The 25419-nt window shown below is 39.4% G+C and carries 19 protein-coding genes; 11 read left to right on the forward strand and 8 right to left on the reverse strand.

Annotated features, from left to right (window positions below; genetic code table 11):
• From ED622_RS19615 to ED622_RS19630, 4 genes are read left to right on the forward strand one after another with little or no spacing between them, the layout of a single operon-like run.
• Positions 1 to 486: a TadE/TadG family type IV pilus assembly protein gene (locus tag ED622_RS19615; RefSeq protein ID WP_122036706.1), complete on the forward strand. Its 486-nt coding sequence runs from the start codon at positions 1 to 3 to the stop codon at positions 484 to 486.
• Complete coding sequence (tadF, locus tag ED622_RS19620) at positions 461 to 1009, forward strand: tight adherence pilus pseudopilin TadF (protein WP_122036707.1); 549 nt, start codon at positions 461 to 463, stop codon at positions 1007 to 1009. The genes ED622_RS19615 and tadF overlap by 26 nt, the downstream gene beginning before the upstream one ends.
• 2 nt (positions 1010 to 1011) lie before the next feature.
• Positions 1012 to 2400, forward strand: coding sequence for a pilus assembly protein (locus ED622_RS19625; protein WP_122036708.1), 1389 nt, complete (start codon positions 1012 to 1014; stop codon positions 2398 to 2400).
• A 15-nt stretch (positions 2401 to 2415) separates the two neighbouring features.
• Positions 2416 to 3078, forward strand: coding sequence for an OmpA family protein (locus ED622_RS19630; RefSeq protein WP_122036709.1), 663 nt, complete (start codon positions 2416 to 2418; stop codon positions 3076 to 3078).
• A gap of 46 nt (positions 3079 to 3124) precedes the next feature.
• Here the strand turns inward: ED622_RS19630 and ED622_RS19635 are convergent, their stop codons facing one another.
• From ED622_RS19635 to ED622_RS19645, 3 genes are all read right to left on the reverse strand, one after another.
• The gene (locus ED622_RS19635) at positions 3125 to 4462 is read right to left on the reverse strand and encodes an ATP-binding protein (protein ID WP_122036710.1); all 1338 of its coding nucleotides are present in this window, start codon (positions 4460 to 4462) and stop codon (positions 3125 to 3127) included.
• A gap of 1 nt (position 4463) precedes the next feature.
• On the reverse strand, positions 4464 to 5144 hold the full coding sequence (locus ED622_RS19640) for a response regulator (protein WP_122036711.1): 681 nt from the start codon (positions 5142 to 5144) through the stop codon (positions 4464 to 4466).
• A 109-nt stretch (positions 5145 to 5253) separates the two neighbouring features.
• Positions 5254 to 7599 carry a PilZ domain-containing protein gene (locus tag ED622_RS19645; protein WP_122036712.1) on the reverse strand — a complete coding sequence of 782 codons (2346 nt, stop codon included), beginning with the start codon at positions 7597 to 7599 and terminating at the stop codon, positions 5254 to 5256.
• A gap of 114 nt (positions 7600 to 7713) precedes the next feature.
• On the opposite strand from ED622_RS19645, the gene radA reads away from it, so the two are divergent.
• Both radA and fusA read left to right on the forward strand, forming a co-directional pair.
• The gene (radA, locus tag ED622_RS19650; RefSeq protein ID WP_122036713.1) at positions 7714 to 9093 is read left to right on the forward strand and encodes a DNA repair protein RadA; all 1380 of its coding nucleotides are present in this window, start codon (positions 7714 to 7716) and stop codon (positions 9091 to 9093) included.
• Between the two features lie 193 nt (positions 9094 to 9286).
• Entirely contained in the window at positions 9287 to 11371 is a 2085-nt protein-coding gene (gene fusA, locus ED622_RS19655; RefSeq protein ID WP_122036714.1) for an elongation factor G, read from the forward strand.
• Between the two features lie 139 nt (positions 11372 to 11510).
• Here fusA and ED622_RS19660 read toward each other — a convergent pair whose 3' ends face one another.
• The 5 genes from ED622_RS19660 to mutS form a co-directional block, all read right to left on the reverse strand.
• The gene (locus ED622_RS19660) at positions 11511 to 11750 is read right to left on the reverse strand and encodes a VF530 family DNA-binding protein (RefSeq protein ID WP_045101298.1); all 240 of its coding nucleotides are present in this window, start codon (positions 11748 to 11750) and stop codon (positions 11511 to 11513) included.
• A 112-nt stretch (positions 11751 to 11862) separates the two neighbouring features.
• Positions 11863 to 13140, reverse strand: a complete 1278-nt coding sequence (locus ED622_RS19665) for a cytosine deaminase (protein WP_060992419.1) — start codon at positions 13138 to 13140, stop codon at positions 11863 to 11865.
• Between the two features lie 10 nt (positions 13141 to 13150).
• Positions 13151 to 14392, reverse strand: a complete 1242-nt coding sequence (codB, locus tag ED622_RS19670; protein WP_122036715.1) for a cytosine permease — start codon at positions 14390 to 14392, stop codon at positions 13151 to 13153.
• Positions 14393 to 14820: 428 nt separating this feature from the next.
• A complete protein-coding gene (locus ED622_RS19675; protein WP_122036716.1) occupies positions 14821 to 16497 on the reverse strand; it encodes an AMP-binding protein in 1677 nt (558 codons plus the stop codon).
• Positions 16498 to 16720: 223 nt separating this feature from the next.
• Positions 16721 to 19255: a DNA mismatch repair protein MutS gene (mutS, locus tag ED622_RS19680; RefSeq protein ID WP_162922578.1), complete on the reverse strand. Its 2535-nt coding sequence runs from the start codon at positions 19253 to 19255 to the stop codon at positions 16721 to 16723.
• A gap of 140 nt (positions 19256 to 19395) precedes the next feature.
• Here mutS and ED622_RS19685 point away from each other — a divergent pair, with 140 nt between their 5' ends.
• The 5 genes from ED622_RS19685 (at position 19396) to csrA (ending at position 25362) form a co-directional block, all read left to right on the forward strand.
• Positions 19396 to 19893 carry a CinA family protein gene (locus ED622_RS19685; RefSeq protein WP_122036718.1) on the forward strand — a complete coding sequence of 166 codons (498 nt, stop codon included), beginning with the start codon at positions 19396 to 19398 and terminating at the stop codon, positions 19891 to 19893.
• 140 nt (positions 19894 to 20033) lie between these two features.
• A complete protein-coding gene (recA, locus tag ED622_RS19690; RefSeq protein WP_122036719.1) occupies positions 20034 to 21077 on the forward strand; it encodes a recombinase RecA in 1044 nt (347 codons plus the stop codon).
• Between the two features lie 244 nt (positions 21078 to 21321).
• Complete coding sequence (alaS, locus tag ED622_RS19695) at positions 21322 to 23901, forward strand: alanine--tRNA ligase (RefSeq protein ID WP_122036720.1); 2580 nt, start codon at positions 21322 to 21324, stop codon at positions 23899 to 23901.
• Between the two features lie 12 nt (positions 23902 to 23913).
• On the forward strand, positions 23914 to 25083 hold the full coding sequence (locus ED622_RS19700; protein WP_122036721.1) for an aspartate kinase: 1170 nt from the start codon (positions 23914 to 23916) through the stop codon (positions 25081 to 25083).
• A gap of 81 nt (positions 25084 to 25164) precedes the next feature.
• Positions 25165 to 25362 carry a carbon storage regulator CsrA gene (gene csrA, locus ED622_RS19705; protein WP_045101306.1) on the forward strand — a complete coding sequence of 66 codons (198 nt, stop codon included), beginning with the start codon at positions 25165 to 25167 and terminating at the stop codon, positions 25360 to 25362.
• The last annotated feature ends 57 nt before the right edge of the window (positions 25363 to 25419 follow it).

Here is a 25419-nt window from a genome sequence, read left to right on the forward strand (position 1 = left end):
ATGAAAAGTAAACAAAATGGTTCGGTTTCTATTGAGTTTGTTATGGGTTTCATGGCGTTTTGGTTCATGTGCATGGCATGGGTTGAAATGAGTTATATGTCTTATATTTCTGCTATTAATGACCTTGCTATTTCAGAGGTATCGAGAAGTGCAAAAAAAGGTGAAGGGCACTATTTAGATATTGTTGATAAGGTATTGCACCGTGAAAACAGTATTTGGAACTCAGTGATCTCTGCGGATAATTTTAGAGTATCAATTCAGTACTTTCCTTCGTTGGAAGTATTAGAAGCGGAGAAAAAAGGCTGTCTAATACCTGAAGGGCAACGGACTCGAGAATGTGGAGAAGAGGTTAATAATGCCTTAGCAATTTATCGAATTGACTATAATTTTCATCCTATTTTCTCTTATGTATTTAGTCGCTCAGCTAATTTGAGCCGTGAAATGATAGTGGTACAAGAGTATGAACGATCGCAGTTTGAAGTCTAAGCAACGTGGGATCTTTAGTATTGAATTTGCCATTGTTGGTATCTGTTTTAGTTTACTTCTCGCCTTCAGTGGTGATGTGATTATTAAGTTATCGATAAAAGGAAAATTAGATCGCCTCTCCTATTCTTTAGTGAACGTACTAAAAGAGCGCACCCAACTTTATGGTATGGATTATCAATTAACGTCTGAAGAAGTAGATAGCTTAAATAATATCGCTAAGCATTCACTTTCAAGAACTTTCGGAAATTTTGATGCTAATAAATATGGCATGTTAGTAGAAGAATTAAGTTTCTCTGAAGTGGATGTTCCCAACCCAGTGATTAGTGAAGATCGCGGGGCGGAAACTTGTCATGTCGGTAAACCTATAGGTCAACTAAAAGAATTAACTGTACTTAGTGTGAGAGGACGCACCATGCCTCTATATCGAGTCGCTATTTGTTATGAAAGTAATAATTGGTTCGGCGGTTTAGTTGGAAAGAATTACACACGAGTCATGTCTGACTCTATTGTGATAGGAAGGTAAGCATGAAATCGATACAGAAACAATCGGGCCATGCTGCCATTTTATTTGTGATGTGTATTCCTATTTTATTTGGCGTATTTACCTTGGCTTCTGATGGCGCTAGAGCACTTCAATCAAAAGCCCGATTGGAAGATGCAGCCGAAGCGGCGGTACTTGCTGTATCTGCTTATGGTGAAGAAGATGCAGTATCAACCCAAACGGGTAAAGACTATATCGACCATTATCTTCATGATATGGATAACTTAGTTGATATTAACGTCGAAAAACTAGAGTGCTCTGAAATTGCAGAATGCACGGCAGATGATAATAAAAGGCCTTTTGTTGAGTATCGAGTAGCAGGACGAACACAGCATCTATCTTGGTTTCCAGGGAACGATATAACCATTGGGTTTGGTGATACTTTTGATGTCACAGGCTCTTCAAAAGCGCGTAAGTTTCAAAGTAGTCAGCCAATGGATATCACTTTCATTCTCGACTTTTCAGGGTCAATGAATTATGACTGGAAAGGGCATGCTCCACCTGATATGGCCGAAGAGGTTCCAAACGTTCCTGGTCGATTTTCACCACCATCGCGGTTGAGTGAGTTAAAAGATGTGGTGCAAATGGTGACCGATGAACTGCAAGTTTATAACAGCTCAACATCAGGGCCAAAACATCGTGTAGCAATGACTGGTTATAATCGTCGTACGGTGAATGCAGGTAGCGGTGGTAAGTTTATTGTAAGAGATCAACGTATTATCCAAAGTACAGGGCAATACGATAAAGATGATGTGGTCAATTTTTCTAAAACTATACAACAGCAATTTAAGCCAAAAGGTGAAGCAGGGAGAATACCTAATGGTGATGAACTTGCAGAGTTTAATGATATTAATTATACCAGTGATTTTGCGACGTTTAACAGTCAAGTAAAAGGCTTCAAAGCTTACGGGGGGACTGCATCATTACAGGGGCTAATTCGAGCAAGCCAAATTGTCTCTTATCATGTAACTAAAGATAAAGAGGAGGCAAATCCTAAGCAGTTAATTATTATTTTATCTGATGGTGTCGATCAACCTCATTACTTAACTCAAATACAGAAACTGGTAAATAAGGGGATGTGTACCAATTTAATTAATGCTATTGAAGGTGGTCCCGTTACTGCGAATGATAATACGGCGGATAAAGTCGATTTTTCTGGTGGGTACAGCTCAGGACTGCCGACAAATACGGGAGAAGATCCTAGCGCAAGAATTGCCATGATTGGTTTTGGTAATGGTTATGATATTCATGATAACACTGGCTTACTAAACTGTGTTGGTGAAGAAAATGCATTTAGTGCTAATGATAAAGATGAAATTTTGAATTTGATTATGTCGTTGGTATCAGAAGAAGTCGGGCATTTAGCTCAATAACGTCGAGAGAAAATAATGAAAAAAGTAAGTTTATTGTTGGCGCTAATGTCGACGTTCAGTGTTGCCAGCCAAGAAGCCGTAGATACAACCGATATTAACCAGGCGTTAAATTATTATTGCGCAACAAACAGTTCTGAGTATCAAGAGCAGGTTGTGGTTGGCGAAGGAAAGCAGATTTTATTTCATCAAGGGCCTTTTATGCAAGTGAGTACAACTCTTGATTCTAAAACGATAAAAAAAGCGTTGGGCGAAGAGTTAAAAAATACCAGGGTAGATACTCAATGCAGTGAATACTTATTAACTTATGCAGAAGTGAAAGACGATAAAGTGAGTCAGAAGTATCTAGCAAGGGTATTGTTTAATTTTGATAAATACTCTTTAACTGAACGTTCAAAATATATTTTAAGTCAAATATCACAGCAGTTAACTCAGCAAGACGATGTGGTTCTTTTAGATGGTAATACTGATAATAAAGGTAAAGAAAGTTATAACATGACACTTGGATTGTCTCGCTCTGAAAGTGTTAAGGCATATTTAGTAGAGTTGGGTGTCGATGAAGCATTGCTTAACGCAGATTCATCGGGAGAGATTAATGCAATTGAGGATAATGACACCGTTTCTGGACGACATCATAATCGTCGCGTTGATATGACAAACGTAGATGAACCTGAAGAATAAACTGATTTGTTGAAAAAAGGAGAATACAGTATGTACTCTCCTTTTTTTAATTTTGATGAGGTAAGAATATTTCCAATCGTGTACCAATATCTTGGGCTTGAAACCAGATCTGCCCATGATAACTAGAGATTATTTCTTCACATACCGCAAGGCCAATACCTGTACCTGGGTTCTTTTCATCCGCTCTAACGCCACGCTGAAAAACGGAATTAATTTTATTTTCAGGTAATGCTTCTCCGTCATTTTCAATGTGTACACTAAAGCCTTCGCTACGCTCAACAATAGACAAAATAATGTAGTTATTTGCAAAGCGATAACTGTTTTCTAAAATATTGCCTAGTACTTCCATTAGGTCATTATAGTTAATGGGCAGCGTTTGGTCTTTTTCATAGTTATGGATAAATTCGATGGATTTCGCTTGGTGGATCTTGTTAAACATCTTGGTCAGTTTTTCTATAATAGGCGAAACTTGAGTATGGTGTTTACTAATGCCTCTAGAACCCATTAATGCGCGTTTTAATTGGTGTTGAATCACTGAATCCATATCATGAAGCTGTTCTATAATTTCAGAAATAGGCGGTTGCTTCTGATATAGCAGAGCATCACAAGTTGCTACTCGTGTTTTTAAGCTGTGTGCTAAATCATCCATCGCTTTTTTGTATTTCTCGGATTGTTGTTCTTGTTGATCTAATAATCGATTGATCGTGTTTGCTATTGGTTCTAATTCTGCAGGGTATGAATAAGTTAACTTTTCTTGAGTATCATCTTTGATTGATTTTAATTCTCTATGAAGTTTATTTAAAGGGTGAAATGAGCGTTTGTATCCCCAAAGAACGCCAAAAATAGCGATTAAAATAATGATGGAATAAGCAATGATAAGCGTTAATTTTAGGCTTTTAAGTGATTCTATTTGAGTGTCCATTTTTTGGATGATCACTAAGAATCTTCCTGGTGCAATATTATCAGCTGGGAAGTAGGCTTTATAATATAAAAAACTTGAACCACTTGGTTTTGTCTCTAAGATCGGAGTATCTAACGTTGTTGGGAATTGAGCGCATAGGTTTTTTACGTGTTTTGGAGAGCCATTAGAAAAACTATGCCAAAGAATATTATCTTTTTCATCACATATAACCGTTGCTACATTTGCTGCTTCTGAGTGGTAGACCCCAGAGCTAGGTGTTATAGGAGGAATGAGTCCAGATACCATTACTTCATTAATTACTCCAGGAACGTCTTTGAATAATGCGGTAATACTTTTTTGTATGAATAGCTCTTTTTTTTGGTTATAGCGTAAATAACCGTTTAGTGCTAAAAAACAGATAACCACCGCTAAAAAGCTAAATAGAATCCGTCGTCTAAATTGGTTTTGAACTAAACGTTTCATATTATTTGGCCTTTATCTGAAATTGGTAGCCTTGTCCTCTAATTGTACTTATTAATTCTTTATGGCCCACGGCTGCAAATTTTTTTCTTAATCTTGAAATTAGTACTTCAATGTTGTTTAGTTGGGACTGATCGCCATCTTGGTACAAGGCATCTACAAATTGTTGTTTTGAAATTATTTGTAAACTATTTTTGATTAAGTAAGCGATAATATCGTATTCAAATGAGGTTAAGTTTAGTGGAGAATTATCGACAAGTATGATTTTTGCCTTCGTATCTAGAACAATATTATCAGCAACGATGTTTGATTGGCTAAATCCGGCAGAACGACGGGCAAGAGCATGAAGTCTCGCAACTAGCTCTTCTGATTGAAAGGGTTTAACAAGGTAGTCATCTGCGCCAGCTTCTAAACCTTCTACTTTATCCTGCCAATTACCACGCGCGGTTAGTATTAAAATTGGTGTTGTGATTTCTTTTCGACGAATTTGTTTAATCAGCGTCATACCATCAAAATCTGGTAATCCAAGATCAACAATCATTACATCAAGTAGTTCTTTTTTTTGTGCAGTTTGAAGAAAAGCAGAAGCGGTTTTATCTGAATAGACAACGTGTCCAAGATCTTTTAAGTAACTGGTTAAATGATGATTGAGTATTTCATTGTCTTCAACAAGCGCTATTTGCATAATTTTATCGCCAAACTAATGATAGATAATAATTAATAGCATTTATCATTTTGTTTATAAAGAACAAAGCCGACTAATTGTCGGCTTTATTATAAATAAATCAGGCTAATTACCCTAACTCTAAGCGGATAAGAACTTCATCAGTGATGTCTGCAATTTCACCACAACCAACAATACTAGATAGCTCATCTTCTAAAGCTCTTGCGTAGTGTATTGCGTATTGAGCTAACTGACTTAACTCTATCTCTGAAGTTGTTGATAATGGATTCTTAACTGCAGTTGTAGTTACTCGTATCGCTAAAAATTCACCGTGTTCTTTCGCTTTTCTTATAAAAGTAATACGGTCATTATAAGAGGAGAACTCTTGCAGCATTCGAGTAAAGACCGATTTTATTTTCCCATCACGAATCACAACCGCGAGATAAATCTCGTGATGGTGAGAACGCTGATTTGCAGGTGTTCTCAATGGTTCAACGAGTAATCTCTGCATTCTTGATTTAAAAATAGGCTCTAAATTTAAGTGTTGTTCATCACCTAAATGCTGCCAAATTTTATTTAATCGATTAAGAGGAAAGTTAACACCAATACAGCGAGTTTTTAATTTATGGTCATCCTTCTCAATAAAGAACGGTGTTGTCGTTAATTTATTGAGTAATAACTGATGCATAATTCTTAGCATATCCATTGATGGAAGTTGCTCATAGTCCATCGGTAGTTTTTCTATATTATGTTGGATTAAGCGACCTAAGAAGGCTTTACTTTTTTGGGTCTGTAAGCTGTCTTCAATATGCAACTGAATGTTTAGACCATTAGAGGCCACTTTCAATACGTGATAACCAATACGACTCAATGGCGTATTTTTGTCTAAATTTTGTAAGTCATTGAATGTGATCTTTACATCTGATTTTTTTGTTAACAGCGCTGGCTTGTCCAAATGAATAGAGAGGCCGTTGGTTGATATATCTAACGTTTTACCTGTGATTTCACCAAAACTCGGATGAGAAAGCGTAATTAAGGTTTGGTAATTAAATCTTGGTTCTGTGCGACGTGGTGCTGAATCAAAATAGAGTGCATGCGCCTGACTGATTGGTGCAGTGGCATGACGATATGGATTCAATTCTTTAGGCGCAAGGCTTGGCTTATCTGTTAAAAGATAATCTTTTTGTGTTTCAGGTAAGCTGATCTCCGTTAAGATCCCCATATGAGTTAGCGTTTCAAGAACACCTTCCATTTCAGGAGCAACGGTTAACAGTCTTTCTTTGTCACCTTGTTCTAATTCAAAAAGAGATAAGCGAATAACCTTCCAACTCTTTCTTTTAGCGCCAACATGCCAGAATAACTGGCGTTCTTGCTGTGAGCCTTCCGATGACATCATTGAGTAAAACAGCTCTCTGTCTTCATGGTCGTGTTTAAAACTGTAAAAATGCGTACGACTGGCTTTTAATCCAGGCTTGGTCAGAAACTGCATTCGTTCTGCTTTAAAAAGATGATTAATAACCGGCTGGTTTTTTTCATCATGCCAATGCTTCCAAAGCGTTTCATTGTGATCGGTAATAATGGCGTACTTTAGGCTATCCCCAGAGAAAAATAGAGGGATATTGGTCGTGTGTTTTAAAAAACAGTGCTCATAGCCTTGAGTTCGGGCTCTCACAATTTGATCTTTTTGATCATGCTGAGTTCGACGTTTGTTTTTATTTAGTTTCTCATCGATAGCTGCCGCAATAACATCATGATCAGATTCCATTTTTAGGCGTAGCCAGCGATAGCTATCATTTTCTTCACTGTCGTGAATACCTAAAATACGATAAGGAAAATCACCATTAAGCTCTTTAATGCCGGTATCTTTAGCAAGGCTTGGAAAACTAACCTGAATAATTTGGCCTAATCCATATTCAAAAGCGGTAGGGACTTTGATCCTCGCTCCAGAAGAGGATAGATCACTGCTTGTTCCATGGATAAGATTGCCATTGGGTAAAAGAACCGTCACTTGTGTAGACATGCGTAAGCGGTTTTCACTTCGAGTGAGATAATGGCCAAAACGAACTAATTTTGCTTTAAAAGAACCACCTTCAATTTTCTCATCAGAAGGGCTGTCGATTTCTTTATTCTTATGCAAAACACGAAAATTATTACGGGTATTGGTCAACGCTTCCCAAACCCCTTCGGTATAGCTTCCGTAGCGTTCTATTGTTTTGTGATAGGTATTGATTGCGACATCATCTAACCAATGTGTATAGCCATCAAGTTCGTATTGATGACACTCTCCTTTTACACGGCCACGTAAATCAATGCTCTTTATGCAAGGCGTCATAATACGCTTCAGTTCAATCTTAACGATTAAATGAACTGAAGGGTGTTCATGTGCCATTACTTGGCCGCACACCAGTTCAAAATCTGGTTCGCCAAAAATTGGGATAAGTTGATCTACGTAGCTTTGATATTCTTCTTGCTGCATGATTTCTGGTACAGTAATAACAATCTAATGGGTTTATCGGCAGAGTTGCTAAAATATTTAACACTATACGTTAAATAATACCCATCACTTTAATAACATTTATGTCGGTGATATATGGCAAAAGCAAAACGAGCCTACGTTTGTAATGATTGTGGGGCAGACTTCCCTCGTTGGCAAGGGCAGTGTAGTGCTTGTGGGGCGTGGAACACGATAACAGAAGTTCGTTTAGCGGCTTCTCCACAAGTTGCTCGTAATGAGCGTTTAGTAGGATATGCTGGTTCATCGGCTGAATCTCAAGTTCAAGCCTTGTCAAGTATTGATCTTCAAGAAGTTCCTAGATTTACCACTACGTTTCAAGAGTTTGATCGAGTGCTGGGTGGCGGCATTGTTCCTGGAGCGGCTATTTTGATTGGCGGTAATCCAGGTGCGGGTAAATCAACGCTATTATTACAAACAATGTGTCAGTTAGCGGCACATATGCCAACCTTGTATGTAACGGGTGAGGAATCTTTGCAACAAGTGGCGATGAGAGCGTCTCGCTTAGGATTGCCAAAAGATAATTTAAAAATGTTATCTGAAACCAGCATTGATAAAATTTGCCAGATTGCTGAAAAAGAAAAACCTAAAATAATGGTTATTGATTCAATTCAGGTAATGCATGTCGATGATGTACAGTCTTCTCCTGGTAGTGTTTCTCAAGTGAGGGAATCAGCAACGACATTAACGCGTTATGCAAAGCAAAATAATGTATCTATTTTCCTTGTTGGACACGTAACAAAAGACGGTACATTAGCAGGGCCAAAAGTTCTCGAACATATTATTGACTGTTCAGTATTGCTTGATGGTAGTGCTGATAGCCGTTTTAGGACATTACGTTGCAATAAAAACCGTTTTGGTGCAGTGAATGAGTTGGGTGTGTTTGCAATGACAGGGCAGGGGCTTAAAGAAGTTAATAACCCATCAGCTATTTTCTTGTCTCGTGGCGAGGAGGAAACTTCTGGCAGCTCTGTTATGGTGGTATGGGAAGGGACTCGACCTTTATTAGTAGAAATTCAAGCGTTAGTCGATTACTCCCAATTATCAAATCCGCGTCGAGTGTCGGTTGGCTTGGATCAAAATAGATTATCTATGTTACTGGCAGTGCTGCATAAGCATGGTGGGTTACAAATGGCAGACCAAGATGTATTTGTAAACGTCGTTGGTGGTGTCAAAGTCGCTGAAACTAGTGCCGATTTAGCCTTAATTATGGCTTTACTGTCTAGCTTTAAAGATCGCCCACTGCCAAAAAATGTGGTGGTATTTGGTGAAGTAGGTCTAGCTGGTGAAATTCGCCCTGTACCTAGTGGCCAAGAGCGATTAATGGAAGCTTATAAACATGGATTTAAACGTGCAATCGTACCTGCGGCAAATATGCCTAAAGGTGGTATTGAAGGTATGCAGATCCATGGTGTAAAGAAGCTCTCAGAAGCAATTGATGCTTTTGATGAGTTATAAACGACAATAATTATGGATTTACACTATTCTTTGCATTTGAAATTGTGTAAATTCGACTATAATTTGCAAAAGCAGAAAATAAGCAGGGGTTAATTGGGCTAAATTCTATCCAAAAATAGAACAAAGCATATACCAATTGACAGTTTGTGTTATACTCTGCGCGCATTTTCTATCCTATTAATAGAGTAAAACAATGACTGATTTATCAAAATACAGAAATATTGGTATTTTCGCGCACGTTGATGCGGGTAAAACTACCACAACTGAACGTATCCTAAAACTTACTGGTCAGATCCACAAAACTGGTGAAGTTCATGATGGCGAATCTACTACTGACTTCATGGAACAGGAAGCTGAGCGCGGAATTACTATCCAATCAGCAGCTGTAAGTTGTTTCTGGAAAGATCACCGTTTTAACGTTATCGATACTCCTGGACACGTTGACTTCACTGTTGAAGTTTATCGTTCTCTTAAAGTACTTGACGGTGGTATCGGTGTATTCTGTGGTTCTGGTGGTGTTGAACCTCAATCAGAAACTAACTGGCGTTACGCGAACGAATCAGAAGTTGCACGTATTATCTTCGTTAACAAACTAGACCGTATGGGCGCTGACTTCTTCCGTGTTGTTAAGCAAACTCAAGACGTACTAGGTGCTAACCCACTAGTTATGGTTCTTCCTATCGGTATCGAAGACGATTTCGTTGGTGTTGTTGACCTTCTAACTCGTAAAGCATACGTTTGGGATGACTCTGGTCTTCCTGAAAACTACGAAATCACTGATGTTCCTGCGGACATGGTTGATCAAGTAGAAGAATACCGTGAGATGCTAGTTGAAACTGCTGTAGAGCAAGACGACGATCTAATGGAAGCTTACATGGAAGGCGAAGAGCCAACTATTGAGCAACTAAAAGCATGTATCCGTAAGGGTACTCGCACAATGGATTTCTTCCCTGCATTCTGTGGTTCTGCGTTTAAGAACAAAGGTATGCAACTAATCCTTGATGCTGTTGTTGATTACCTACCTTCTCCAACAGAAGTAGATCCTCAACCGCTAATGAATGAAGAAGGCGAAGAAACTGGCGAACACGCTATCGTTTCTGTAGACGAAACATTCAAAGCGCTAGCATTCAAAATCATGGATGACCGTTTTGGTGCTCTAACTTTCGTTCGTATTTACTCTGGTAAACTGAACAAAGGCGACACAATTCTTAACTCATTCACAGGTAAAACTGAGCGTGTTGGCCGTATGGTTGAGATGCAAGCGAATGATCGTAATGAATTAACTTACGCACAAGCTGGTGATATCATCGCTATCGTAGGTATGAAAAACGTTCAAACTGGTCACACTCTTTGTGATCCTAAGCACTCAGTAACACTTGAGCCAATGGTTTTCCCAGTTCCAGTAATCTCAATCGCAGTAACGCCTAAAGATAAAGGCAGTACTGAGAAAATGGGTATTGCTATCGGTAAAATGGTTGCAGAAGATCCATCTTTCCAAGTTGAAACTGACGAAGAAACTGGCGAAACAATCCTTAAAGGTATGGGTGAGCTTCACCTAGACATTAAAGTTGATATCCTTCGTCGTACATACGGTGTAGACCTTACTGTTGGTCAACCTCAAGTTGCTTACCGTGAAACTATCACTCAACCTGTTGAAGATAGCTACACGCATAAGAAACAATCTGGTGGTTCTGGTCAGTTCGGTAAGATCGACTACATCATGAAACCAGGTGAAGTTGGTTCAGGCTTCTTATTCAAGTCTTCTGTAGTGGGCGGTAACGTTCCTAAAGAATTCTGGCCTGCAATCGAGAAAGGCTTCAAAGGCATGATGGATACTGGTGTTCTTGCTGGCTTCCCTGTTCTTGACGTTGAAATCGAACTTCTAGATGGTGGTTTCCACGCAGTCGATTCATCTGCAGTAGCATTTGAAATCGCAGCGAAAGGCGCATTCCGTCAATCTATGCCAAAAGCTGGTGCTCAACTTCTAGAACCAATCATGGCTGTAGACGTGTTTACTCCAGATGACCACGTTGGTGATGTAATCGGTGACCTTAACCGTCGTCGTGGCATGATCAAAGACCAAATGGCTGGCGTAACTGGTGTTCGTGTTAAAGCTGACATCCCTCTTTCAGAAATGTTTGGTTACATCGGTTCACTACGTACAATGACTTCTGGTCGTGGTCAGTTCTCTATGGAGTTCTCTCACTACGCACCTTGTCCAATGAACGTAGCAGAGCAAGTAATTGCTGACGTTAAAGAAGCTAACGCTAAGAAGTAATTCTGGCTAACGCTCTTTAATTAAAAAAGCCCCGTAAGTGCAAACTTACGGGGCTTTTTGTTTTTAATCGATTGAATATTTAAGTTACGATTTAAACCAGTAGAACGATTAGTAATTACTGGAATTGGTATTATTCAGATTAATTTAATTTTTCTGCTTTTTCTTTATGACGTTGAAGTTTCAAATAGATATTTTCTACTCGCACTCGCGCCCACTCGGTTTTTCGCAAAAATTTCAAACTTGATTTAATGGTTGGGTCAGATTTAAAACAATTGATGTTAACCATGTAGCTTAATTCCTCCCAACCGTAATGTTCAACTAATTCTGTTAAGATTGCCTGTAGGGTCAAACCGTGAAGCGGGTTATTTTGCTGTGTCATAATATCGCCATTTATCTTGAATTAGGGTAAGTATAGCATTCACCCTTAAAGAATATTCATAAAAAATGGGAGCACAAAGGCTCCCATTGGTATCTGATTATTGAATTTCCAATTAACGCTTAAATGAAACTACTTCTGGTTTATCTAAAGTAATGGTCGTTGTTGCTGGCTGAGTTTCTGAAATCACATTACCTTGACGGATTGAGTAACGAACAGGAACTTGGCGACGAAGTGCATCAAAACCATTTTCTGCAGGTAAAATAATTAAGTTACCTGGCTTACCTTCTTCAATACCATAGTTATCTTGAATATTTAGCGTTCTTGCTGATTTATAGCTAATTAGGTCAAGACCTTGGTTAATTTGCTCATAACCCATGATTTGACATACATGCAGGCCCATATGCAGTACTTGTAGCATATTTGCTGTACCTAATGGATACCATGGGTCAAATACATCATCATGACCAAAGCAGACGTTGATATCACTTGCAAGCATCTCTTTAACGCGGGTAATACCACGACGTTTAGGATAGTCATCAAAGCGCCCTTGTAAGTGAATATTCACTAATGGGTTTGCAACAAAATTGATGCCTGACATTTTTAATAAACGGAATAAGCGAGAAGCGTAAGCGCCGTTGTAAGAGTGCATTGCTGTGGTGTGGCTTGCTGTTACTTTTTCACCCATATTAAATTTATGAGCAAGTGCCGCTAGGGTTTCAACAAAACGTGATTGTTCATCATCAATTTCATCACAATGAACATCAATCAAACGGTCGTATTTTTGTGCCAGTTCAAAAACGTAATGTAGAGATTCAATACCGTATTCACGAGTAAATTCAAAATGAGGAATTGCACCAATAACATCAGCACCAAGTTGAACGGCTTCTTCTAATAACTCTTTACCATTTGGGTAAGAAAGAATACCTTCTTGAGGAAAAGCGACGATTTGGATATCAACCCACTCTTTCATCTCTTCTTTTACTTCAAGCATTGCTTTTAGTGCGATTAATGTTGGATCAGACACATCTACATGGGTACGAACATGTTGAATGCCGTTCGCGATTTGCCATTTTAGTGTTTGTTTAGCGCGGCTCTTAACATCTTCAATGGTTAGAAGTTTTTTACGCTCAGACCAACGTTCAATCCCTTCAAAAAGAGTTCCTGAGATATTCCAGCTTGGCTCACCCGCAGTTTGAGTCGTATCTAAGTGAACATGAGGCTCACAAAATGGTGCATTGGCTAGACCGCCCTCAGCATCCAAGGTGTCACCTGAAAAAGCAAGATCTTGCTCATTTGATACGATAGTTTTGAATTGACCATCTTGGATCAAGATTTGGAATAACCCTTCTTGATCTCGTAATGCCACATTTTTAATTAATAAATTAGTCATAAGAATTCTTCTATGCAGCTTCTGTTTTAGATGCTTTTTCTTTGTTTAAAAGAGGGTTAAGTACTAGATAACTTAGTGCGCCACCAAAAACGGCGTTTACAGGAACAACACCAGGTAAGAAATTACCAGCGGCAACCCCAATAGCAACAGCGATTATACCTGCCCAGTTAATCGTTTTAAATTTTGCGTTTTCAAAATCCATGTAACGCTTACGATTCATGAAGAAGTCAGCGATGATAACCCCTCCAATTGGTGGGATAGCTATTGATAGGAAAGTTAACCAGCCAACAAAGTTATTATATAACCATAATGCGCAAACAGTACCAATTAAACCATTAAGCATTGAAATATACTTACTTGGTAAGCCTGTGATATTTGAGAAGCCAAGGCCTGATGCATAAAGGGCGTTATCGTTAGTTGTCCAGATATTTAAACCTAATACGATGATTGCTGGGATCAGTAGACCTTGAGCTATCATTACTTCAGAAATATCAGACTGACCAGTTACCGCTGCACCAGCAGCACCAAAGATGAACATTAATGAGTTGCCGATAAAGAAGGCAATCATTGTGATAGCAACAGCGCCCATTGGCTTCTTACCAAATCGCACAAAATCAGCGGTTAATGTACCAGCACTAATGAATGAACCGACAACCATTGCAAGTGCAATAGAGAAGTCCATTGGTTCTTCAGGTTGAATTTTTTGTAATTCTGCAATACCACCAATACTGTCAACGGCGGTAAGCACAGAGTAGCCACCTAAGACGGCAATGGCAGGAACCGCAATCATGGAAAGAACCATTAATGCTGAAATACCAAAATAAACAGTAACCGTCATTAATAGACCTGATATTACGATTAATGCGTTGGTATCAATGCCTGTTGCTTTGTGGACGGGGATTGCGAACATTGCAACACCAACACCAAACCAGCCGATTTGAGTACCGCCAAGAAGTAAAGAGGGGATCCAAGAACCTTTAGAACCAAAAGAGAAACGAGCAAGAAGGTGGGTAGATAAACCAGTTGAAGCGCCGATGTAACCAAGAAAAGAAGTATAAATGCCGAGAATTAAATTACCAATGAGAACAGCAAGGAAGAAATCATCAAAAGAGAGCCCCGTTCCTAACGATCCCCCTGTCCACATACTTGCAGAGAAAAAGGTGAGTCCAAGCATTACTAAAGTAAGTGAAACAACGCCTTTTCTTGCGGTCTTAGGTACTGGACCTAAGCTATAATCGTTATCGTGAGACATGTGTGAACCTCGTCTGTTTTGAATTTTTTGATCAGGATTTTGATAAACGGACAGGAGTCTAAAGGGATTATTAATAATGTCAATAAGGCTTATTTGCTATTTTATAAGTAGCTCGTGCTTATCCTATTGATTTTAAATGTTTTGTCTGTTTTTGAATTAGAAATTATTTTTAATTACAAACGGTTGCCTTACTTTTAAATATGTAAAAACTAACCGTTGGTGGGAAAAATCTACTTTAGGTGAGGAATTTAAACTTACATGATTACCGCTAGGGTGTTTACTTGTTTTTATTGGTTATCGGTTCATTATGGGAATGCTATGTTATTTAATTTGTTTAAAAAAAGACCTTAAAGCTTTATTTATATGGCTTTAAGGTCTTTATTGTAATTAGATTGCTATTTTAGTCGGTAAATCATCTCTATTTAGGACTATTCCCAGATTATTTTTTTATCTGTTGGCCAAGAAGATGCAAATTCGTGGTATTTTTTCTCTAGAATATGACGTTTTATCTTTAATGTTGGAGTTAAAATACCATTTTCGATACTCCATGGTTCTTTGATCATTAAGATGCCTTTTAGCTTCTCATGAGACTCGAGACCACTATTAATGGTCTCTAAGTTTTTTAGCGCGGTTCTTTCATACCGTTCTTGGTCAAAATTAGGATATGAGTGAGGGATAGCTAGTAGAATCGGACCTGGAAGCCCTGAACCAATAAGGCACATCATTTCTAAATTACTAAGATCAAAAATTCGTTTCTCAATAGGCACTGGAGCGACAAACTTGCCTTTTGCTGTTTTAAATGTGTCTTTTTTGCGACCTTGTATTGTTAAGAACCCTTCAGAATCAATGGAGCCAATATCTCCAGTGTGTAGCCAACCTTCTTGATTAAACGTTTCTGCCGTCGCTTCATCATTTTTATAGTAGCCGGCAAAGAGTCCGTCACCTCGAACTAAAATCTCTTCATCTGCTGCTATTTTCAATTCAACGCCAGGACCTGCTGAGCCAACCGTTCCAACTTTATCTGAACGGTAAGGGTGGTTGAGGGTACTATAAGCAAAAGTCTCAGTCATTCCCCACGCTTCAGTAATATTCAAGCCAATGCTTTCATACCATTTTAATAATCCGGCAGAGACAGGGGCGGAACCACAACCTAGAACTCGAGCTTGATCTAAGCCTAAGCCATCAGCCAATTTACGTTTGATTAAGCCATTAACAAACGGGATTTTGAGTAATATATTGAGTTTTTTCTGAGGCAATTTATCTTGAATTCGTTGTTGGAAGACCGTCCATAATCGGGGAACTGATATAAATAAAGTAGGACGATGCATTTTTACATCATCAATGAAGGTATCTAAGGATTCAGGAAAGGCGGTTTGAATGCCTCCGAAAAATGCAGAGCCTAAGATGTATACACGCTCGGTTATATGAGCAAGAGGCAAGTAGGAAAATAAACGATCATCGGGTTGCATCCCAATATGATTAACGAGATGTTTGGACGAACGACTAAAGCCGCCAAAGGTTAACATTGCCCCTTTTGGTAACCCTGATGTTCCTGAAGTATATACAATAGACATTAACGTATTGTCGTTATGGTCAGGTCTGAATTCGGAAGGCTGATGTTCTTTAATTAGGTCTTCAAATTGATACTGAGATTGAGCCGCTGAGTCATAATCAAAAGCAATGGTAGAAAGGTGAGGAAGGTTTTTTATTGCTTGAGTGGTCGCTTCATTATTATCGAGTTTACCAACAATGAGCGCTTTACTATCACTGTGCGTTAAACAATGTTCAATGGTATCTAACCCTGCGGTTGGAAAGATAGGAACACTAACAAAATCCCCAAGCATTAGAGCTAAATCAGTAATAAACCATTCTGCACAATTTTTAGAAATTAAGGCAACGCGATCTTTTGGTTGTATCCCCATACTTTGTAATGCGGTCACTAAGCGTAGCGCCTTATCAACCACTTCAGAGAAGGTATAGTCAACAAAGTGCCTCTCCTTTATTTGACGAAGGAAAATTGAATTTGGTTTTTTCTCGGCCCATTTAAGCATCGCTTCATGAGGGAGTTGAGGGTTGGTATTGTGATCGAATAATGGCTGACTCATGGCGGCATCCTGCAGGTTGTTGTAATTATTATTGTTAATTTTATGTTAAGTTAAATGCCTTTTGAGTAAATAGTCAAATTTGGTTCGAAATAATGAGAGGTAATTTGTTTATTTTGTAGTTCTAGAATGAGTTTAAGGGGTGACTTGTTTAGGGAGATTCAAAGAGGAGAAAAGAAGGCGAAGGAAAAGTAAGGCAGTAGAGCTACTGCCTTACTCAGTATGATTACAGTAACGCTTTTAGACGATACAGCTCTTCTAACGCTTGTCGTGGTGTTAGATCATCTGGGTTTACATTTGCTAGTGCTTCTTCAACTTCACTTGGCTCAGGAATAAGAGAGAGTTGATGCTCTTGTTTTACTTGAGTTGTCGCTAATGGTTGGTTTTTAGGCTGACCATTTTCAAGTTGTTGAAGTTTTTGTTTAGCTTTTTTGATTACCGTTTTTGGAACCCCCGCCAGAGAAGCAACTGCTAGACCGTAAGATTTATTGGCAGCACCATCTTGAACTGCATGCATAAAGGCAATTTCATCGCCATGCTCTACAGCGTCTAAATGTACATTCGCTAAACCATTAAATAGGTTTGGTAATTCAGTCAGTTCAAAGTAATGAGTTGCAAATAATGTCATTGCATTAATTTTTGTTGCTAACCATTCAGCACTTGCCCAAGCAAGAGAGAGTCCATCATAAGTACTTGTACCGCGACCAATTTCATCCATTAACACTAAGCTGTGTTTGGTGGCATTGTGCAGGATGTTTGCTGTCTCTGTCATTTCAACCATAAATGTTGAGCGTCCAGAAGCAAGATCATCTGATGCTCCAATACGGGTAAATATACGATCTAATAGGCCAATTTTTGCTGAATCAGCGGGAACATAACAACCAACATGAGCCATTAAAGCGATCAATGCAGTTTGGCGCATATAGGTTGATTTACCACCCATATTTGGTCCAGTAATGATCAACATTTTTCGGTTGTCGTTTAAATTGATTGGGTTGGCAATAAACGGATTACTCATCACTTGTTCAACAACAGGGTGACGGCCACCTTCAATTTGCATCCCTATCTCTGATGATAAGGTAGGGCGGCAATAATTTAAGCTATCAGCACGTTCAGCAAGGTTGCTTAATACGTCTAATTCAGAAATCGCATTGGCCATTAGTTGAAGTTGTTCTAAGTGAGGCAGAAGTTGATCAAACAATTCTTCCCACAGTTTTTTCTCTATCGCTAAGGCTTTTGATTTTGAGCTTAGCACTTTATCTTCATGCTCTTTCAGCTCAGGAATAATGTAACGCTCTGCATTTTTCAATGTTTGACGACGAACATAGTGAGCAGGTGCTTTGTGACTTTGACCTTTGCTGATCTGGATATAAAAACCATGAACGTTGTTATAGCCGACTTTTAGGGTATCAATATCATGACGTTCGCGTTCTTCTTGCTCAAGTTTCTCTAAAAATAACGTCGCACCATTAGCGAGATCTCGCCATTGATCGAGCTCTTCATTATAACCATCAGCTAATACGCCACCGTCACGAATAACAACAGGAGGGTTCTCTTTCACTGCGCGTTCTAATAGTTCGCAAATTGAGTCTATAGGCTGCGCAAGTGAAGCCAGTTCTAATAAATGAGTTTGTTCAAATTCTTTGGTGCTTTGTGCAAGCTCAGGCAGTTGTTGTAATGCGCTGCGTAAACGAGCTAAATCTCTTGGACGAGCAGAACGTAAAGCTAAGCGAGCAAGAATTCGCTCTACATCACCAATTTGCTTTAGTTGGGGAGCTAGCTCTGTGAATAATCCGCTTTCTTTTAATTCTCCAATCGCATCAAGACGTTGATTTAAAACTTGATGAGTTCTAACTGGTTGATGTAACCAGCGCTTTAGAAGACGGCTGCCCATTGCGGTTGATGTGTGGTCGAGCACTTCTGATAGCGTATGATTAAAACCACCCGCTAGATTTTGGGTTATTTCTAAATTACGGCGTGTTGCTGCATCTAAGATCACCGAGTCATCTTGATGATCCATCACAATAGAACGAATGTGAGGCAAGGTTGTACGTTGTGTGTCTTTTACATACTGAATAAGACAGCCAGCCGCACATAAACCAAATTCCGCTTTTTCTACTCCAAAACCAATTAGGTCACGTGTGCCAAACTGTTGGTTCAATTGTTGTTTAGCGGTTTCTAGTTCAAATTCCCATACTGGGCGACGACGATTCCCACTGCGTTTCTCTAATAAATGCACAGGTTCGAAATCTTCACTAAACAAAAGCTCTGTAGGAGAAGTTCGTTGCAACTCAGCCAACATTGCTTCTTCTGTGCCTGGTTCTGATACTTTAAATCGACCAGAAGTAATGTCTAATGTGGCGTAACCAAAGCGATCTTTATGATGAAAAATAGCGGCAATAAGATTATCGAAACGCTCTGGAAGAAGAGCCTCATCGGTTACAGTCCCTGGAGTTACGATACGAACCACTTTACGCTCAACTGGACCTTTACTCGTAGCAGGATCTCCAATTTGCTCACAGATAGCAACAGACTCGCCCTGCTGAACTAATTTGGCTAAATAACCCTCAACGGCATGGTAAGGAAGACCTGCCATTGGTATTGGTTCACCTGCTGAGGAGCCTCGTTTAGTTAACGATATTTCAAGAAGCTGAGAGGCTCGTTTGGCATCATCATAGAAAAGCTCATAGAAGTCGCCCATACGATAGAACAGCAAGATATCCGGATTTTCAGATTTTAAACGCAAGTACTGTTGCATCATTGGGGTGTGTTTTTCAGTTGATTTTGTTGCCACAACGAGACCTAATGAGTGTTGAGAATATTTGTTGCTAAGAATACGTGAATCAAAGCGGCAATCAAAGATAGAATCAATAAAATTCGAATCAAGACAGGAAGAATTTAATGGATATGACAAAAAATGCTCAACTCGCGCAAGAAGTTGGCGAGCTATTAATGCAACAAGGCAAAACGATGGCTTGTGCAGAATCGTGTACTGGTGGTGGTGTTGCTTTTTGTGCGACAGAGAATGCAGGGAGTTCTGCTTGGTTTGAACGTGGTTTTGTGACCTACAGTAATGAAGCAAAGCAAGAGTCATTGGGTGTTAGTTTAGATATGTTAAGTGCTTTTGGTGCGGTAAGCGAAGCGGTAGTCAAAGAGATGGCAATAGGGACGTTACACAACAGTCATGCTGATATTAGTGTGTCTATTAGTGGCATTGCAGGCCCAGGAGGAGCAACAGGAGATAAGCCTGTTGGGACTGTGTGTTTTGGTTTTGCAGATAAAACTAATTGGCATCAAGAAACGACTGTATATTTTACTGGTGATCGTAGTGAAGTAAGGCAAAGTGCGATCGAATATGCATTTCTCACAATAAAGACTAGGTTGTTAGAGTTTAATTAATTCAATGGTTTATGGTTGTTTTTCTTAAGTCGCAATAGAAAATTTAATAAAAAAACTAGCAAGCCTATAGACACTGTATGAATAGACAGTATACTACTAATCATTAACTGATTTAGTGATCTAGAAATCTGGAGAATCAAATGGACGATAACAAGAAAAAAGCACTGGCCGCAGCATTAGGTCAAATTGAAAAACAATTTGGTAAAGGTTCAATTATGAAGTTGGGCGATAACCGCACAATGGATGTTGAAACTGTGTCTACTGGTTCTTTATCTCTTGATATTGCTCTAGGTGCTGGCGGTTTACCAATGGGACGTATCGTAGAAATCTACGGTCCTGAATCATCAGGTAAAACAACACTAACTTTGGAAGCGATTGCTCAAGCACAAAAAGCAGGCAAAACCTGTGCATTTATTGATGCAGAGCATGCTCTAGACCCAATCTACGCTCAAAAGCTGGGTGTTGATATTGACCAATTACTATGTTCTCAACCTGATACTGGTGAGCAAGCATTAGAAATCGTTGATGCATTAGCACGCTCTGGAGCGGTTGATGTAATCGTAGTCGATTCAGTTGCTGCACTAACGCCAAAAGCTGAGATTGAAGGTGAAATGGGCGACAGCCACATGGGTCTTCAAGCTCGTATGCTTTCTCAAGCAATGCGTAAGTTAACGGGTAACCTAAAACAATCAAATTGTATGTGTATCTTCATCAACCAAATTCGTATGAAAATTGGTGTGATGTTTGGTAACCCAGAAACGACAACCGGTGGTAATGCACTTAAGTTCTACGCCTCTGTTCGTCTTGATATTCGTCGTACTGGCGCAGTAAAAGATGGTGATGAGGTTGTTGGTAACGAAACTCGAATCAAAGTAGTTAAAAACAAAATTGCAGCACCATTTAAGCAAGCGGAAACTCAAATTCTATATGGTAAAGGCTTTAACCGTGAAGGTGAGCTAATTGATTTAGGTGTTAAGCATAAATTAGTAGATAAAGCAGGTGCTTGGTATAGCTACAATGGCGACAAGATTGGCCAAGGTAAAGCAAATGCTTCTAAGTTCATGCGTGAGAACGTAGAAATTGCGACTGAATTAGACCATAAACTGCGTGAGATGTTATTAACACCTGCAGAAGAGCAACCTGAAATCGAAGAGAAAATTGAAGAAGAAAACGAAGAGTTTTAATTTATTCAATTCTTAGTGAAATAATAGAAAGCCAAACCATCGTGTTTGGCTTTTTTACGTCTATAAAAAGAGACTGCCCTAATCACAAATAGAATTATTTCTCTTTCCTTACTTGATCGCTCTACTCAATCTATATTTCGCTCTCATTTGCGTATACAATGTTCGAAATTCTGTCTAAAAAACACTGCTTGTCTTAACTGAGTACAAGAGTGAGTTAACCTACGATTCAATCAGGAATATCCACATGTATATGAGCACTGACGAGATCCGCCGTGCGTTTCTTGCTTTTTTTGAAAGCAAAGGACACCAAATTGTTGAGAGTTCTTCTCTAGTTCCAGCAAATGATCCAACTCTTCTATTTACCAATGCCGGTATGAACCAATTTAAGGATTGTTTCCTAGGTTCAGAGAAGCGTAACTATACTCGTGCAACTACCGCTCAACGTTGTGTTCGTGCTGGTGGTAAGCATAACGATTTAGAAAACGTAGGCTTTACTGCTCGTCACCATACTTTCTTTGAAATGCTAGGTAACTTTAGCTTTGGTGATTATTTCAAGCAAGACGCAATTAAATACGCATGGGAATTCCTAACAGAGCGTTTAGAGCTTCCTGCAGATCGTCTATTAGTGACTATCTACGAAACAGATGACGAAGCATTCGAAATCTGGAATAAAGAAATGGGTATCCCTGCAGACCGTATCGTTCGTATTGGTGATAACAAAGGCGCACCTTATGCATCAGATAACTTCTGGCAAATGGGTGACACTGGTCCTTGTGGTCCTTGTACTGAAATTTTCTACGATCATGGTGAGCACATTTGGGGTGGCCGTCCAGGTACTCCTGAAGAAGATGGTGACCGTTTCATCGAAATTTGGAACAACGTTTTCATGCAGTTCAACCGTCAAGCGGACGGCACAATGGAACCACTTCCAAAGCCATCAGTAGATACAGGCATGGGCATTGAGCGTATTGCAGCAATCATGCAAGGCGTACACTCAAACTATGAAATTGATATTTTCCAAACACTAATTAAAGAAACAGCAAAAGTTGTTGGTTACGATGATCTTTCAAACCAATCTCTACGCGTTGTTGCTGATCACATCCGTTCTTGTTCTTACCTAATTGTTGATGGTGTTATGCCGTCAAACGAAGGTCGTGGTTACGTATTGCGTCGTATTATTCGTCGTGCGGTACGTCACGGTAACAAGTTAGGTGCTAAAGGCTCTTACTTTTATAAATTAGTTGGTCCACTGGCTGAGATCATGGGTACGGCTGGTGAAGAACTGAAGAAACAGCAAGCGCTAGTTGAAAAAGTTCTTAAGATTGAAGAAGAAAACTTTGGTCGCACACTAGAGCGTGGAATGGTAATTCTAAACGAAGCTTTAGATAACCTTGAAGGTACGGTTCTTGATGGTGAAACAGTATTTAAACTTTATGATACTTACGGTTTCCCTGCTGATTTAACCAATGATGTTGCTCGTGAGCGTGAATTAACTATCGATGAAGATGGTTTTGAAAAAGCGATGGAAGAACAACGTCAACGTGCTCGTGAAGCGGGTCAATTTGGTACTGATTATAATGCAGTGATCAAAGTTGAATCTGAAACAGTATTCCACGGTTATGATTCGACTGAAGCAAAAGCAACGGTATTAGAAATCTTCCGTGAAGGTGAAGCAGTTGAGACTCTTTCTGCTGGTGATGATGCGATTCTAATTTTAGATGCAACGCCATTCTATGCTGAATCAGGCGGTCAATCTGGTGATGCGGGTATTATTACCGTAGAAGCGGGTAAGTTTGTTGTTACTGATACTCAAAAAGTAGGTAATGCGATTGGTCACTACGGTAAGTTAGTTGAAGGTGTGTTATCAACGACTGATAGTGCAATGGCTCAAGTTGATGAAGAGCGTCGTACTGCGATTACTTTAAATCACTCAGCAACCCACTTATTACACGCAGCACTTCGTGAAGTATTAGGTGAGCACGTAACTCAAAAAGGCTCATTAGTTAAAGCGGAAGGTTTACGTTTTGACTTCTCTAACCTTGAAGGCGTAAAAGCTGATGAATTACGTAAAGTTGAGCGTATTGTTAACCAACAAGTGCGTTTAAACCATGAGATTGAAACAAACCTAATGGACATTGATGCTGCTAAAGAAAAAGGCGCAATGGCTCTATTTGGTGAGAAATACGACGATGAAGTTCGTGTACTTTCTATGGGTGAATTTTCTACTGAGTTATGTGGTGGTATTCACGCATCAAGCACTGGTGATATTGGCCTATTTAAAATTACGTCAGAAAGTGGCATTGCAGCGGGTATCCGCCGTATTGAAGCCGTTACTGGTGAAGCAGCATTAGATGCGATTGAAGCACAACAAAAATCAGCAGATAAAAAGCTGAATGAAGCGGCATCAAAAGCAAAACAACTTGAGAAAGAGATCCAACAGCTTAAAGATAAGCTAGCGTCTCAAGAAGGTGCAAGCCTGATCAATCAAGTTCAAGACATTGCAGGAACAAAAGTACTTATTGCTCAGCTAGATGGTGCAGAGAGTAAAGCGCTTCGTGGCATGGTAGATGAGCTTAAAAATCAAATCGGCAGCTGCGTTATCATGTTAGGTAATGTGAATGACGGTAAAGTTGGTTTAATTGCTGGCGTAACTAAAGATCTTATTGGCCAAGTGAAAGCGGGCGAATTAGTGAATATGGTTGCACAACAAGTTGGTGGTAAAGGCGGCGGTCGTCCTGATATGGCTCAAGCTGGCGGTACTGATGCGAATGCATTACCTGCGGCACTAGCTTCTGTTGAAGCTTGGCTAACTGAGCGTCTGTAATAGGTCGTATCAGTGGCATTAATCGTACAAAAGTATGGTGGTACATCAGTTGGGTCCGTTGAACGGATCCAATCTGTTTCTGAACGTATCATTTCAGCACAGCAACAAGGGCATGATGTCGTTGTTGCTGTTTCTGCTATGGCCGGAGAAACCAATCGCTTAATGAGCTTAGCAAATCAAATTAGTGAGGCCCCTGAGCCTCGTGAATTGGATATGCTCCTTTCTGCGGGAGAACAGGTTTCCATTGCGCTACTAGCCATGTCTTTAAATCAGAAAGGCGTTAAAGCCATTTCTCTAACGGCTGACCAAGCGGGTATTTATACTAACTGCACCTTTAATGATGCAACTATTGAGCATATTGAAACTGATTTAATTACTCAATGGGTTGATAAAGGGTATGTGGTAATTATTGCTGGCTTTCAAGGTCGTGATGTTCACGGTAATATCACCACATTAGGAAGAGGCGGCTCTGATACGACAGCTGTCGCGTTATCTGCTGCCTTAAATGCAGATGAATGCCAGATATTTACTGATGTTGATGGCGTTTATTCTTCTGATCCTCGCTACGTAGCTAACACTCGTCGTTTAAAGGAAGTGTCATTTTCTGATATGCACCTTTTAGCTAAATCGGGTGCTAAAGTATTGCAAGAGCATTCAGTTGCTCATGCTTGGAGAACGTCGGTGAAGTTACGAGTACTTTCTTCATTTGAAGAGGGGGAAGGGACTTTAATTTGTGAAGAACCTGAAGAGAGTCCATCGGTAACAGGGTTGGCTTTAAAGCAGGATTTACTTCTCGTTGAATGCACAGGACTCTCCATTACAGAACAAGCAGCACTGCTGAAACAGTATGAAGAGTTAACGGCTCAAAGTGGTTGTTTTAAAATTGTTGTGCCAAAAGCAACTTTTTTACAATTGAAACTGGCATTTAATACAAAAATACGCAATATTAGTAGCTTATCAATACTGACGTTAGTCGGTGATAAAGTTGAAGGGATGGCAGATCTTGCTTGCAATCAACTGAAGGCTAATGGTGTTGATATCTATCAACACAATAAAGAGCCAAAAAGTGTGTCGGTTATCGTTAATCAAGCTGATTTAGAACAAGCAGCCGAAATTTTACATAAAACGTTTGTTATTACAGAGCAATCACAAGATAATAACCTTATGATCGCTGTTTCTTGAGCAGAGACGTTTATGAAAATAGGCGATAACGGACAATACATACATTTATTATAAAACTGAGATTACTCAAGGAGCATTCGAATGCTAATTCTGACACGCCGCGTAGGTGAAACTTTAATGATTGGTGATGAAGTAACAGTTACTGTACTAGGCGTTAAAGGCAACCAAGTACGTATTGGTGTTAATGCACCTAAAGAAGTATCTGTACATCGTGAAGAGATTTACATGCGCATTCAAGCGGAAAAAGGTACACCTGCTGCTACGCAAGGTAACTTTTAATTCGTATGAATGAGGCTGGCATTGTCAGCCTTGTTTATTTTTGTCTAATTTAGTTAG

This window comes from Aliivibrio sp. EL58, assembly GCF_900312675.1.
Lineage (GTDB): Bacteria > Pseudomonadota > Gammaproteobacteria > Enterobacterales > Vibrionaceae > Aliivibrio.